Source organism: Cupriavidus sp. 2TAF22 (assembly GCF_052115045.1).
Lineage (GTDB): Bacteria > Pseudomonadota > Gammaproteobacteria > Burkholderiales > Burkholderiaceae > Cupriavidus.
This window is the reverse complement of the sequence record NZ_JBFRFX010000081.1, coordinates 1-13680: the sequence shown is the minus strand read 5'-3', so window position 1 is coordinate 13680 and position 13680 is coordinate 1. Positions and strand designations below refer to the sequence as shown.

General features: G+C 67.1%; 10 protein-coding genes and 1 rRNA gene. 2 read left to right on the top strand and 9 right to left on the bottom strand.

The window, feature by feature from the left end; all coding sequences use genetic code 11:
- Both AB4Z48_RS39490 and AB4Z48_RS39485 read right to left on the bottom strand, forming a co-directional pair.
- Positions 1-1113: aminopeptidase (locus tag AB4Z48_RS39490; RefSeq protein ID WP_441624184.1), on the bottom strand; the 1113-nt coding region annotated here is incomplete at its 3' end.
- Positions 1110-3233: a molybdopterin-containing oxidoreductase family protein gene (locus AB4Z48_RS39485; protein WP_441624183.1), complete on the bottom strand. Its 2124-nt coding sequence runs from the start codon at positions 3231-3233 to the stop codon at positions 1110-1112. The genes AB4Z48_RS39490 and AB4Z48_RS39485, both read right to left, overlap by 4 nt.
- A gap of 332 nt (positions 3234-3565) precedes the next feature.
- On the opposite strand from AB4Z48_RS39485, the gene AB4Z48_RS39480 reads away from it, so the two are divergent.
- Positions 3566-4759, top strand: a complete 1194-nt coding sequence (locus AB4Z48_RS39480) for an ABC transporter substrate-binding protein (protein ID WP_441624181.1) — start codon at positions 3566-3568, stop codon at positions 4757-4759.
- A gap of 139 nt (positions 4760-4898) precedes the next feature.
- Here the strand turns inward: AB4Z48_RS39480 and AB4Z48_RS39475 are convergent, their stop codons facing one another.
- The 5 genes from AB4Z48_RS39475 to AB4Z48_RS39455 form a co-directional block, all read right to left on the bottom strand.
- Positions 4899-5963 carry an ABC transporter ATP-binding protein gene (locus AB4Z48_RS39475; protein ID WP_441624179.1) on the bottom strand — a complete coding sequence of 355 codons (1065 nt, stop codon included), beginning with the start codon at positions 5961-5963 and terminating at the stop codon, positions 4899-4901.
- Positions 5960-6958: an ABC transporter ATP-binding protein gene (locus AB4Z48_RS39470; RefSeq protein WP_441624177.1), complete on the bottom strand. Its 999-nt coding sequence runs from the start codon at positions 6956-6958 to the stop codon at positions 5960-5962. Before AB4Z48_RS39470 ends, AB4Z48_RS39475 begins: the two co-directional genes overlap by 4 nt.
- Positions 6959-6979: 21 nt before the next feature.
- Positions 6980-7900, bottom strand: coding sequence for an ABC transporter permease (locus tag AB4Z48_RS39465; protein ID WP_441624175.1), 921 nt, complete (start codon positions 7898-7900; stop codon positions 6980-6982).
- Positions 7901-7903: 3 nt separating this feature from the next.
- Positions 7904-8881: an ABC transporter permease gene (locus tag AB4Z48_RS39460; RefSeq protein WP_441624173.1), complete on the bottom strand. Its 978-nt coding sequence runs from the start codon at positions 8879-8881 to the stop codon at positions 7904-7906.
- A gap of 206 nt (positions 8882-9087) precedes the next feature.
- The gene (locus AB4Z48_RS39455) at positions 9088-10674 is read right to left on the bottom strand and encodes an ABC transporter substrate-binding protein (RefSeq protein WP_441624171.1); all 1587 of its coding nucleotides are present in this window, start codon (positions 10672-10674) and stop codon (positions 9088-9090) included.
- 320 nt (positions 10675-10994) lie between these two features.
- On the opposite strand from AB4Z48_RS39455, the gene AB4Z48_RS39450 reads away from it, so the two are divergent.
- Positions 10995-12188 carry a M20 aminoacylase family protein gene (locus AB4Z48_RS39450; RefSeq protein WP_441624169.1) on the top strand — a complete coding sequence of 398 codons (1194 nt, stop codon included), beginning with the start codon at positions 10995-10997 and terminating at the stop codon, positions 12186-12188.
- A 90-nt stretch (positions 12189-12278) separates the two neighbouring features.
- Here the strand turns inward: AB4Z48_RS39450 and AB4Z48_RS39445 are convergent, their stop codons facing one another.
- Entirely contained in the window at positions 12279-13232 is a 954-nt protein-coding gene (locus tag AB4Z48_RS39445) for a DUF3047 domain-containing protein (RefSeq protein WP_441624167.1), read from the bottom strand.
- Positions 13233-13585: 353 nt separating this feature from the next.
- Positions 13586-13680: ribosomal RNA gene (gene rrf / locus AB4Z48_RS39440) — 5S ribosomal RNA — on the bottom strand; the annotation flags it as partial.

Here is a 13680-nt window from a genome sequence, read left to right as displayed (position 1 = left end):
GCCCTCCGCGCCCTCGCCGGCCTGGAGCAGCTCGCCGCCGCTGGCCGGCGGCGCCAGTGCGCGCAGGCGCGCGTCGCGCTCCGCGCGGGGCAGGTCGCCGATGCGCCTGGCGGCAGCATAGAAGGCAGCCCAGTCGCCGCCGCTTTGCGCCAGCAGCACCGTGAAGGCCGGCACCCACTGCTGGTAGGTGGCCACCGCGGCCAGTTGCGCATTGGTCAGCGGGCGCTCGAACCAGCGGTCGTAGCCGCTGTAGCCGCCCCACTCCTCCTTGAGCCGGGCATAGCGCGCGCGCAGGGCAGCGAAGATCTCCGCCTTGCGGGCACGCTTGGCCTCGTCCGGCAGCGGCGAGCGGTACAGCGCGTCGAGGCGGTCGCGCGTATCCAGCAACATGGCGCGGAACTGCAGGCGGCGCATATCRTACTGGCGGTAGCTGGCGCGCGCATCGGGCGAAGCCGCCAGCGCCAGCCAGCGTTCCACGCCGGCGGTCTCCACCGCGGTGGCGAAGGATTCGTTGAAGGTGGTGTCGTTGCGCACGTAGACCACCTGGTGCGCCAGTTCGTGGAAGATCAGCCTGGCCAGCTCGCCCTCGGGCTGGTAGACGAAGGTATTGAGCAGCGGATCATCGAAGTAGCCCAGCGTGGAATATGCCGGGATGCCGGCCACGTAGGGCTCGAGCCCTTCCTTGCGCAGGCCTTCGGCATAGTGGTCGGCGTCGGCCTGAGCGTAGTAGCCGCGGTAACTGATGCACCCCACCACCAGGAAGCACCACTTGTGCAGCTCCATCGACAGCTCCGGGGTGGCGAACACGCTCCACACCACATAGGGCCGGTGCAGGTTGGCATAGCGCCGGTAGCTGCCGTTGTCGGGCAGCTTGAGTTCCTGCGAGGCAAAGTCGCGGATGCTGCCCGCCAGGGCCAGGCGCTGCGCCAGCCGCGTGTCCTTGGCCTGCTGTGCGGCGGCGATCGCGTCCGGCAGCGGCCGCGCCTCGGCCATCAGGCCGAGGTGCCCGCCGATCGACTGCGCGTAGTAGCCGACCGTGTCGCAGCCGGCCAGCACGGCTGCGAGCCCCAGCAAGGCCAGGGTTCGCAGCACGCGGGACGGCCGGCGGCTCATGACAGCATGGGCTCCGCCCGGGCGGCAGCCGCGGCGGGCGCGGCTTCGACCTGCACCAGGCAGTCGTAGAACACCGGCGCGCGGCCCAGGTCGGTCAGGCGCTGGCTGGTCAGCTCATTGGCATTCTTGCCGTCCGGCGCCAGCTTCTTCCACCAGATCGACAGCCCTACCACCAGCCCGCGCCGCGCGCGGTCGGTCACGCGGGCGCGCGCCAGCAGGCTGCCGCGGTCGTTGAAGGCGCGCACCATGACGCCGTTGGCGATGCCGCGCGCGGCGGCGTCCTCCGGGTGGATGTCGAGGTGCGGCTCGCCCTCGGTGGCGCGCAGGCTGTCGACATTGACGAAGGTGCTGTTGAGGAAATTGCGCGCCGGCGGCGAGATCATCGCCAGCGGATAGCGCGCGGCCAGCTCCGGGGCGGTCGCCGGGGTCTCGTACGGCGCCACGTAGCCGGGCAGCGGGTCGAGGCCGTCGCGGCGCATGGCTTCCGAGTAGAACTCGCACTTGCCCGAAGCCGTGGCGAAGCCGCCCGCGGCCAGCGGCGCGGCCGGCAGGTTGAGCTTCTGCCAGCCTTGCTCCTTGAGCGACTCCCAGCTGATGCCGGCGGCGCGCGGGTCCGTGGCCACGATGGCCTGCGCGGCGATCTCCTCATCGCTGTCGGCGAAGCACGGCTCGGCGAAGCCCATGCGCTGCGCCAGCCGGCGGAAGATCTCGGTGTTCGGCAGCGCCTCGCCGAGCGGGGCGACGGCCTGGTTGTTGGCCAGGAAATAGGTGTGGCCGTAGGCCTTGTGCACGTCCACGTGCTCGAGCTGGGTGGTGGCGGGCAGCAGGATGTCGGCGTAGTCGGCGGTATCGGTGCGGAACTGTTCCAGTACCACCGTGAAGAGGTCCTCGCGCGCGAAGCCCCGCGCGACGCTGGCGGAGTCGGGGGCGACCGCCACCGGGTTGCTGTTGTAGACCACCAGGGCCTCGATCTTCGGGCCCTGGTCGCTGTCGCCGGCATCCAGCAGCGCATCGCCGATGGTGCTCATGTTGACCGTGCGCGGCAGCGCCGGCAGGCCCGGCAGCAGGTCCGGGCGCTGCAGCGCCTGGTTGTCGACCGGGAAAAAGCCCGAGGTGGACAATTGCAGGCCGCCGGCGGCGTGGCGCCAGGCGCCGACCAGCGACGGCAGGCTGGCCACCGCGCGCACGGCCTGGCCGCCGCCGTGGGAGCGCTGCATGCCGTAGTTGAGGCGGATCGCCACCGGCTGGCGCTCGCGCACCGCCAGGTTGCCGTATAGCCCGGCCAGCCATTCGATGTCCGCCGCATCGATGCCGCACAGCGCGGCCGCGCGCGCCGGGCTGAATGCCTGGGCGCGCTCGCGCAGCGCATCGAAGCCCAGCGTGTGGTTGACGATGTACTCGTGGTCGAGCAGGTCGTCGCGCATCAGCACGTGCATGATGGCCAGCGCCAGCGCGCCGTCGGTGCCCGGCATGGGGGCGATATGGCGGTGGCATTTCTCGGCGGTCAGCGAGCGGTAGGGATCGATCGCCACCAGCGTGGCGCCGCGCCGCTTGGCTTCCTGCACGCGTGTCCAGAAATGCAGGTTGGAGGCGATCGGGTTGCCGCCCCAGATGATGATGAGCCGGGCGTCGGCCACATGCTCGATATCCATGCCGATGCTGGCGCCGTAGGTATAGCGCAGCGCGGTGGCGCCTGCGCTGGCGCAGATGGTGCGGTCCAGCAGCGAGGCGCCGAGCTTGTGGAAGAAGCGCGCCGCCATGCTCTCGCCCTGCACCAGGCCCATGGTGCCGGCATAGCTGTAGGGCACGATCGCCTGCGCGTCGCGCGCGGCGATGGCCGACAGGCGCGTGGCCACGGTGTCGAGCGCCTCGTCCCAGGAAATCGGCACGAACTTCCCCTCGCCCTTGGCGCCGACGCGCTTCATCGGCGCCAGCAGGCGGTCGCGGTGGTAGGTGCGGTCCGTGTAGCGCGATACCTTGGTGCACAGCACGCCCTGGGTGCCGGGATGGTCGGGATCGCCGGCCACCTTGATGGCGCGCCCGTCCTCGACGGTGACGAGCAAGGCGCAGGTATCGGGACAATCGTGCGGACAGGCTGCACGGACGATGCGGGGGGCCATGGACTCTCCTGGCAAACGGATAGGGGCGGCGGTGCGGCCGGTGCCGGGTGGCTGGGCGGCCGGGCGGTCACATGCTGCGGGGCTGCCGGTGCCGCCGCGCTTGCCGCACAGCTATGCCAGCCTGCTTCGGGCGTATGCGCGGGCCTGGCGTGTTGTACGCCGGCGTCGCCCCGACGAGCGCCGCTGGGGAAATTGCTAGGCTCTGATTGTATTCGATTATGATAGCCCGGCGCCGCGCCGGGCTATCACGCCACGGCCGGCGGCACGGCAGCGCCGGCAGAGACCGGCAAGCATTCACGGGTAAAGAAACTTACCGTTTTCACGGGGTAATCATGCAAGTGCATTCTGGGGTCAGGGCCTGGCGCATCGCCGGCCTGCTGGTGGCGTGCGCCATCGGCTCGTTCATCGCCAGCGCCGGCGCGCAGAACGGTTCGCAAGGCAGCGCGCAGAACGGCGTCAGCGCCGATGCCATCCTGCTGGGCCAGTCGGCCGCCCTCACCGGGCCCACCTCGGTGCTCGGCAAGCAGATGAATGCAGGCGCACTGCTCTATTTCGACTACGTCAACCAGCACGGCGGCGTCTACGGCCGCAAGATCGAGCTCAAGGCGCTCGACGACTACTACGAGCCGGACGTCGCGGCCAAGAACACCCGCACCCTGATCGACGAAGACCACGCCTTTGCCCTGTTCGGCTACGTGGGCACCGCCACCAGCGAGGCGTCCCTGCCGCTGGCCACGCAAGCCCGGGTGCCGTTCTTCGCCCCGTTCACGGGTGTGCAGTCGCTGCGCCAGCCGTTCAACCGCTACGCCTTCCATGTGCGCGCCGGCTACAACGAGGAAACCGCCGCCATCCTGCGGCAGATCCAGACCACGGGCCTCAAGCGCGTGGCCGTCGTCTACAACGACGACGCCTTTGGCAAGGCCGGGGTCGACGGGCTCGAGCGCGCGCTCAAGGCATCGCCCGACAGCGGCGTGCAGATCGTCGCGCGCGAGGGGGTGGTGCGCAACACCACGGAAATCGGCGACGCCATGCAGGGTTCGATGAGGGCCAAGCCGGATGCGGTGGTCATGATCAGCGCGTACAAGACCGCCGGCGCCTTCGTCAAGGAAGCGCTGCGGCGCGGCTATAACGGCCAGTTCTACAACGTGTCCTTCGTCGGCACGCAGGCGCTGGCCAAGGAAGTGGGCCCGAAGGGCAGCGGCGTGATCATCTCGCAGGTCATGCCCCACCCCGGCAACGCGACGCTGCCGGTGGTGCGCGAATACCTGCGCCTGCTGCAGGCGGCGGGCAAGCCCAACGAGTTCGACTACGCCAGCATCGAAGGCTTCATCGCCGCCAAGGCGATGGTCGAAGGCCTGCGCCGCGCCGGCAAAGACCTCACCCGCGAGAAGCTGATGGCGGCGCTGGAGACCATGAAGAGTTTCGACCTGGGCGGCTTTGTCGTCAATTTCGGACCGGACAGCCATGTCGGCTCGAAATTCGTCGAGATGACCATCATCAACTCGCGCGGGCAGGTCATCCGCTGAGGTCTTCAGAGCACCGTTGGGTGATGCCTGGCCAAGCCCACCCCGGGCTCTGCTTGTCTGCCCTCCCCCGCTTGCCGGCTTGCGGGCTTGCGGGGACGAGGGCGGGCGCCGGCCATGACGCCACGCGCGCGCCAGCCGCTTACGCCATATCGTTCAAATGGCAGGCCGAGAAGCGCTGCGGCGCGATTTCCCTGAGCAGCGGCTGTTCCTCCCGGCAGCGCGGCATGGCATGCGGGCAGCGCGGGTGGAAATGGCAGCCCGGCGGCGGGTTCAGCGGCGAGGGAATCTCGCCCTTGATGGCCACGAAGGTCTTCTTGCCGACCTCCAGCTTGGGCGCCTCGGCCAGCAGCGCCTGGGTATAGGGATGGTTGGGGCTGGCGAACACATCTTCTGCCGGCGCCGACTCCACTACCCGCCCCAGGTACATGATCACCACGCGGTCGCTGATGTGCTTGACCACGCCCAGGTCATGGCTGATGAAGAGATACGTCAGGTTGAGATCCTGGCGCAGGCGCATGAACAGGTTCAGCACCTGCGCCTGGATCGACACATCGAGCGCGGCGACCGATTCGTCGCACACCAGGAACTCCGGCTTGACCGCCAGGGCGCGCGCAATGCCGATGCGGGCCCGCTGCCCGCCCGAGAACTGGTGCGGGAAGCGGCGCAGCACGGTGGGATCCATGCCCACGCGCACCAGCATGTCCTCCACATAGCGCTTCTGCTCGCCGCGCGGCACCATGCCGTGCACCACCGGGGCCTCGCCGACGATGTCCATCACGCGCAGGCGCGGGTTCAGCGAAGCATAGGGATCCTGGAAGATCATCTGGATCGCCAGCTGCTTCTCGCGTTTCTTCTCTGGCGGCAGGCGATCCAGGTCCACGCCCTTCCAGCGGCGCGCGCCTTCGGTCAGCGAATGCAGGCCGACCGCCATGCGCCCCAGCGTGGACTTGCCGCAGCCGGATTCGCCGACCAGGCCGACCACTTCGCCGGTGCGGATGGACAGGTCGACGCGATCCACGGCGTGCACGACCTCTTCGCGCGCGCCGGCGCCGAACAGGTTGGCGATCCTGGCGGCGGTGTCGAGCGACTTGACGAAGCGCTTGGAGACGCCTTCCAGTTCGAGGATCGGCGCGCTGGGCGTGGGTTCGGCGGTGGGTTCCGGCATATTGGAAGCGAGGGCGGGGTCAACGACGGCGGCACTCATGCGGCCTCCTGCTGGGACAGAACCGGATGGAAGCAGCGCAGGTGGCGCCCGTCGGCCGCGGTGTCGAGCGGGGGCGGCGTCTTGCACACGTCGGTGGCGTAGGCGCAGCGCTCGCGGAACGCGCAGCCGGATGGCAGGTTCAGCAGCGACGGCGTCATGCCGGGGATCTGCCGCAGCGGCGCGCCGCGCGGATTGCGCGACGGCGCCGAGCTGATCAGCCCGTGGGTGTAGGGGTGCTCGGGCCGCTCCAGGACCTGCCGCACGTCCCCGGATTCGACGATCTTGCCGGCGTACATCACGCACACCGCATCGGCCAGGCCCGCCACCACGGACAGGTCATGGGTGATCCAGATCAGCGCGGTGCCGGATTCGCGGCACAGCTTCTGCATCTCGTAGAGAATCTGTCCCTGGATGGTCACGTCGAGCGCGGTGGTGGGCTCGTCGGCGATGATCAGGTCGGGCTTGTTGAGCAGCGCGATGGCGATCGCCACGCGCTGGCGCATGCCGCCCGAGAACTGGTGCGGATAGGCCTGCAGGCGCTCGTCCGGCGAAGGAATGCCCACGCGCGCCAGCGCGTTGCGGGCGCGTTCGCGCGCCACCGCCTTGCCGATCTTCTCGTGCGCCAGCACCGCCTCGATCATCTGCGTGTCGATGCGCAGGACCGGGTTGAGCGTCATCATCGGGTCCTGGAAGATCATCGCGATGCGGTTGCCGCGCACGTCGCGCATCTGGCCCGGCGTGAGGCGGCGCAGGTCGCGCGTGATGCCGTCGCGGCTGGTCAGCTCGATGCGGCCGTCCATCACTTTGCCGGGCGGATCGATCAGGCCCATGATCGAGTAGCCGGTCATCGATTTGCCCGAACCGGACTCGCCCACCAGTCCCATGATCTCGCCGCGGCCGACCGAGAACGAGACGTCGTCGACGGCGCGCGCCACGCCGGCGCGCGTGAAGAACTGGGTCTTGAGACCTTCCACCAGCAGGGTAGGCTTGCTCATGTTCGCTCCTGTCGTGCTGCGTTACTGCGTCTGCAGGCGCGGATTGAGGACGTCGCGCAACTGGTCGGCGACCAGGTTCATGGCCACGATGGTGACCACCAGCGCGATGCCGGGGAAGAAGCTGATCCAGTACTTGCCCGAGAGCATGTACTGCTGGCCGTTGGCGATCAGCGAGCCCAGCGACGGCTCGGTGATGGGCACGCCCAGGCCGAGAAAGGACAGCGTGGCCTCGAGCGTGATGGCCGAGGCCACCTGCAGCGCCGCGATCACGATCAGCGGCGGCAGGCAGTTGGGCAGCAGGTGGCGGAACATGATCCGCCCCGGCGGCAGGCCCAGGCAAGTGGCGGCCTCGATGTATTCCTTGCGGCGCTCCACCAGCGCCGCGCTGCGCGTGGTGCGGGCGTAGTAGGCCCACTGCACCGCCACCAGCGCGATCACGATATTGCCGAGGCCGGGGCGCAGGAAGGCCAGCAGGATCAGCGCCAGCAGGATGGGCGGGAACGACAGTTGCAGGTCGGCCACGCGCATGATGATGGCCTCGGTGCGCCCGCCGAGGAAGCCGGCGATCAGTCCCAGCGTGGCGCCCAGCAGCAGCGCGATCACGGTGCTGACCACGCCCACGCCGATGCTGATGCGCAGGCCATACATCACCGCCGAAAGGATGTCGCGGCCCTGCTCGTCCGAGCCGAGCAGGAAGGTCATGCCGCCGGCGGATTGCTCGCCCGGCGCCAGCCGCGCGTCCAGCACGTCGAGCGTGGCCAGGTCATACGGGTTCTGCGGCGACAGCAGCGGTGCGAACAGCGCGATCAGTACGATCACGATCAGCAGCGCCAGGCCGGTGACGGCGATCTTGCTGGCGAAGAACTGGGCGGCGAAGCGCCGCAGCGGGGTCTGCTCGGCGCGCGGCGCCGGCGCCGCCGTGGTTTCGGTTGCGGTTGTCATGGCTCAGCCCTTGTTGTCGGCGATACGCACGCGCGGATCGAGCACGCTGTAGATGATGTCCACGAACAGGTTGATCAGGATGAACAGCGTCACGATCACCATCAGGTAGGCCACGATCACGGGCCGGTCGAGCAGCTGGATCGAGTCGATGATCAGCTTGCCCATGCCCGGCCAGGCGAAGATCGATTCGGTCACGATGGCGAACGCGATGATCGAGCCGAACTGCAGCGCAATCACCGTGACGATCGGGATCATGATGTTCTTGAGCACATGCACGCCGACGATGCGGGTGTTGGACAGGCCCTTGGCGCGCGCGAACTTGACGTAGTCCTGCAGCATCGCCTCCTGCGTCCCGGCGCGCGTGAGCCGGATCACCATGGCGATATTGAGCAGCGACAGCGTCACTGCGGGCAGCAGCAGGTGGCGCAGGCCGTCCACCGTGAGGAAGCTGACCGGGATGCCCAGCAGCGAGGCGGTCTCGCCGCGCCCGTTGGACGGCAGCCAGCCGAGTTGCACGGCGAACACCATGATCAGCATCAGGCCGACCCAGAAGGTGGGCAGCGAGAAGCCGAGGATGGACACGCCCATGATGGTCTTGCCCGCCACGCCGCCGGGGCGCAGGCCGGCCCACAGGCCGAGCGGAATGCCGAGCAGCACGGCCAGCAGGATGGCGCAGATGGCGAGCTCCATGGTGGCCGGCATGCGTTCGAAGATCAGCTTGAGCGCGGGCGTGCCGTGCGCGAACGACATGCCGAGATCGCCGTGCAGCGCGTTGCGCAGGAAGATCCAGTATTGTTCCCAGAGGGGCTTGTCGAGCCCGAGCGCCGCAATGGTGCGCTTGATGTCTTCCTGGTCGGCCTGAGGATTGATCAGGATGTCGACCGGGTTGCCGATGGCGAAGACGCCGAGGAAAACGAGCAGCGACATGACGAAGAGCACGACCACGCTCTGCATCAGGCGCCGGATGATGAAGACCAGCATGTTCGGAAGCTTTCCTTCGCCGGCGTCGGCCACCGCGCCTGTTGGGCGCCGCGTGGCTGCACCGGCAGTCGGCTTGTGGCTAGGCCCGGCTACCGTCCGGGGTTGATTCGCCGGGAGGCGGCCGCCGAGACCGCGGTCGCCTCCCGTTGCAAGCCGCCAGGCGCGCGCGCGGGGCGCGCCATCAGGCCGCGCGCCCCGCCGTCACGTCACTGCGGCCGGAAATTGTGCGCGTACGTCCGTTCGTCGGTACGCGGCACATAGATGATGCCCTTCTGGGTGGCCCAGGTGGTCACCTGTTGGTGGATCGGGATGATACCGCCATCGTTGACGGCGATCGCGGTGGCTTCCTGCAGCAGCTTGGAGCGCTCCGGGTCATCCACGGTGGACAAGGCCTTCTCAAGCACCACGTCCATCTTCGGATTGCAGTATTCGCCCCAGTTGACGTTGCCGAAGCCCTTCTTGGCATCCTCGCAGGCGAGCAGCGCGCGCAGCGGCGAGCTCACCTCGCCGGTCTGCGCGCCCCAGCCCAGCAGCCCGAACGAGAATTCATGCTTGACGCCCTTGGCCGAGTAGGTCGCCATCGGCATGCCTTCGACCTTGGTCGCGATACCGATGCGGGTCAGGTTCTGGGCGATGGTCTGGGCGATCTTCTCGTCGTTGACATAGCGGTTGTTCGGCGTGTGCAGGGTGATGCCGAAGCCGTTCGGGTAGCCGGCTTCCGCCAGCAGCTTCTTGGCGCCTTCGGGGTCGTACTTGACCGTCTTCAGGTTCGGGTTGTAGCCGAACAGCGTGGGCGGCACCAGGTTGTTGGTCGGCTCGGACAGGCCTTCCATCAGGCGATCCTTGATGCCCTGGCGGTTGATCGCCATGCTGACGGCGGTGCGCACCCGCGCGTCCTTCATCGGGTTCTTGTCCATCGGCGCGCCTTCCTTGGTCGTGACGAACGGCGACTTGTCGCGCTTGTCATCCGAATAAAGGTAGATCACGCGGTGCGAAATCTTCGAGAAGAAGCTCAGCTTCGGATCCTTGCGCACCTGCGGCAGGTCCGGGGTCGGCACGTTCTCTATGGCCTGCACGTCACCGGCCAGCAGCGCCGCCATGCGCGTGGCCCCGTTCGGGATGAAGCGCAGCGTCACCTTGTCCCAGGCCGGCTTGGGACCCCAGTAGTCGGGGTTCTTCACGAGTTCGACCCGGTCGTCGCGCGCATAGCTCACGAACTTGAACGGACCGGTGCCGACCATGCCCTTGCCCTGCGCGAAATCGTCCGAGGTCAGGCCTTGCGTGGCCTTCTTCTGCACGACGAAGATCGACGTGAGGTCGTTCAGCATCAGCGGGTAAGGCGCGTTGGTGGTCAGCTGGATGGTGTACTTGTCGATCACCTTCTTGTTGATGATCGCCTTGGTGTAGACGTCGAACTTGCCGGGGCTGTTCTGGATCGTGGCCGGGCGGTCGAGCGACCAGACGATATCGTCGGTGGTCAGTTCCGAGCCGTCATGGAACTTCACTCCCTTGCGGATCTTGAATTCCCAGGTCAGGTTGTTGACGAGCTTCCAGGACTCGGCCAGGCCGGGGATGATCTTGCTGTCCGCGTCCATCTTCACCAGGCACTCGAAGATGTGCTCGGAGACATTGATGTTGGAGAACAGGTTGTAGAAGTGCGGATCCATCGAGGTCGGCGGCGAACTCATGGCCAGCTTGAAATCCACTGCGTGTGCCTGGCCGGCGAAACCGAAGCTCATGGCCGCGGTCACCACCATGGCACCAAATGCCTTCTTGCTTGTGCGAAGGGACATCGCGCAACTCTCCCGGGAAGAAATGTAGCAAACGACTACTAGGGGCAGCGAAGCCGTATGGGGCCGCGCGCCGCATTTTGGTGCGGCTGCCGGCGCAATACGCGGCAACGTTGCCGGACAGGCACATCAAGCATGAACTGTTCCAGCAGTGGTACCCGGGGGGCAATGCGGAGAAACCCCCGCGCGCAGGATGCGCCGCAACATGCGCTTGCGGCGCGCCTTGGGGCATACCCTGCGCGCACGCGCCACGCTCTGTGCCGCTTTGGCGCTTTGCCGGCAGCCGTCGTATGATCCGGTTATCCCTCGCCCAAACTGGCATCATGACACTCCTCCCCGAAATTCTTAAGGCGCAGTCCGAGATCCGCGCCATCCGCCGCGATATCCACGCCCACCCCGAACTCTGCTTCAAGGAAGAACGCACGTCCGACGTGGTGGCGAAGACGCTCGCCGGCTGGGGCATCGAAGTCCATCGCGGCCTTGGCACCACCGGCCTGGTTGGCGTGATCCGCAATGGCAACGGCAAGCGCAGCATCGGCCTGCGCGCGGACATGGACGCCCTGCCGCTGCAGGAGGCCAACACGTTCGGCCATCGCTCGCAGAATGACGGGCGCATGCACGCCTGCGGCCATGACGGCCACACTGCCATGCTGCTCGGCGCGGCCCGCTACCTGGCCGAGCACCGTCATTTCGACGGCACCGTCAACCTGATCTTCCAGCCGGCCGAGGAAGGCGGCGGCGGCGCGCGCGAGATGATCAAGGACGGCCTGTTCGAGCGCTTCCCCTGCGATGCCGTGTTCGGCATGCACAACTGGCCCGGCATGCCGGCCGGCTATTTCGGTACCACGCCGGGGCCGCTGATGGCATCGAGCAATGAATTCCGCATCGTCGTGCATGGCAAGGGCGCGCACGCAGCGCTGCCGCACAACGGCAACGACCCGGTCTTTGCCGGCACGCAGATCGTTTCCGCGCTGCAGGGCATCATCACGCGCAACAAGCGCCCGATCGACGCCGCGGTGATCTCGGTCACGCAATTCCACGCCGGCGATGCCACCAATATCGTGCCGGATCAGGCGTGGATCGGCGGCACCGTGCGCACCTTCACGCTGCCGGTGCTGGACCTGATCGAGCGCCGCATGGAAGAAGTGGCCAAGGCGGTCGCCAGCGCATTCGATTGCACCGTCGAATTCCAGTTTCACCGGAACTACCCGCCCACGGTGAACAGCGAGGCGGAAACGGCGTTCGCGGTCGAAGTGGCTGGCGAGCTGGTGGGGCCGGGCAACGTCGACGGCAAGATCGAACCGACCATGGGGGCCGAGGACTTCTCCTTCATGCTGCTGGAAAAGCCGGGCTGCTACCTGTTCATCGGCAATGGCGAAGGCACGCATCGCGAAGCCGGTCACGGCATCGGCCCCTGCATGCTGCATAACCCCAGCTACGACTTCAACGACGAGATCCTGCCGGTTGGCTCGACGTTCTTCGTCAAGCTGGTCGAGAAATGGCTCGCGCCGGCCTGAGGCCGCGCATGACGCGTCTGGGCTGCAAATAGAAAAGCGCCGGGGTCCGGCGCTTTTTTCCTTGGACGGTGCCGGCCGATGCCGATGTCCTCAGTCGAGCGCGATGTCGCCGTACCAGCTTTCCGCGCGGCTCTTGGTGTTGTCGGTGTCGGTCATGATGCCGATGGCCACCACCTTGCCGGGATCGACACCGAACGCCTTGCGGTAGTCGGCGCGCAGGTCGCGACGATGGCAGCGCCATTCGTTGGTGTGCGCGGTGCCGGAGTCCACGACGATCATGCGCACGCGCTCCGTATGCGGGTTGGACACCACCGCGCCCTCCGGCTTGCGGCCGCCCCAGATGTACATCAGCGTGGCATAGGGCATCTCGCGCCCGGTAGTCAGCCGCGCCATTTCGTACATCAGCTGGTCCTTGAGCGAGAGGCTGCCTTTGTCGCCGTCGAACGCCACGAAGATGCGCAGCGGCGCATCCTCGCGGGGCGCCTGGGTGTTGTCGGCGGAGCGAATCACGTCGCGCGTCTTCCAGGTCCAGTTGAGCATGCCGGCATCGCGGCTGACCAGTGGAACATACAACCCGGACGCCGAACTGTCGGCTTCTGCATGCAACACGACGCGTTGATCGACTTCCGCCAGGGAATAGCGCGTAGGAATCTTGTTGCGATTGACCGTCCAAGGCTGCCAGCCAGGAGGGTCGGTCCGCCCCGACGGGATGGCAGAGAATAGCGGCAAGCGAGTCAGCAGTGGTGGCTCGGCGGCGTCGCTGAGTTGCTCGCCTTCCCCACCGGCGGTGTTTGCCGCCACGAGTTTCTGTACAGCGTGTCCGAGCAGCGCGGCATCCGCGTCAGGCGGATTGCCCTGTTTCAGCGTCTCGATATGCGCGGCAAAACGATCGCAATCGATTGCCGATGGCGCAGCAATGGCGCCCGGCCCCGATTCCACGGCCGCCGTGCGGACCGCGGGAGCCTGTCCCACCGTGCCGCAACCCGCCAAAATGAGCGCGCCTACCACGCCGGTCAATACCGGCAGGCAAAATCTGGCCGCCATCAGTCCCCCAAACCTGTATTCCACCACCGGTCACGGCCGCGTTGCGCGCGCGTGCTGGCAGGGATCTTCCCGAACAACTTTCGAACTGCATCATGCATCGAACTGCGTCACGCAGATTCCCAAATCCACGCTTGGGGCTACGGTAACAGAACGAAATTAGGGAAGGAAGGCTCCAGTACCCTGAGGTGGGCGCCCTGAAGAGGCGTATTCGCCGACGAAGCAGCGGTCGGGCCACTCAGAATAGGATGAGCAGGTGTAAACCACGAGGCCGGCGAAGGCTGGCCAGACGCCAATTCTGCCGCCGCAAAAGCAAAACCCCCCAGTACTTGCGTACTGAGGGGTTTCAAGGGAGAGCCTGGCGATTACCTACTTTCACACGGGTAATCCGCACTATCATCGGCGTGGAGTCGTTTCACGGTCCTGTTCGGGATGGGAAGGGGTGGTTCCA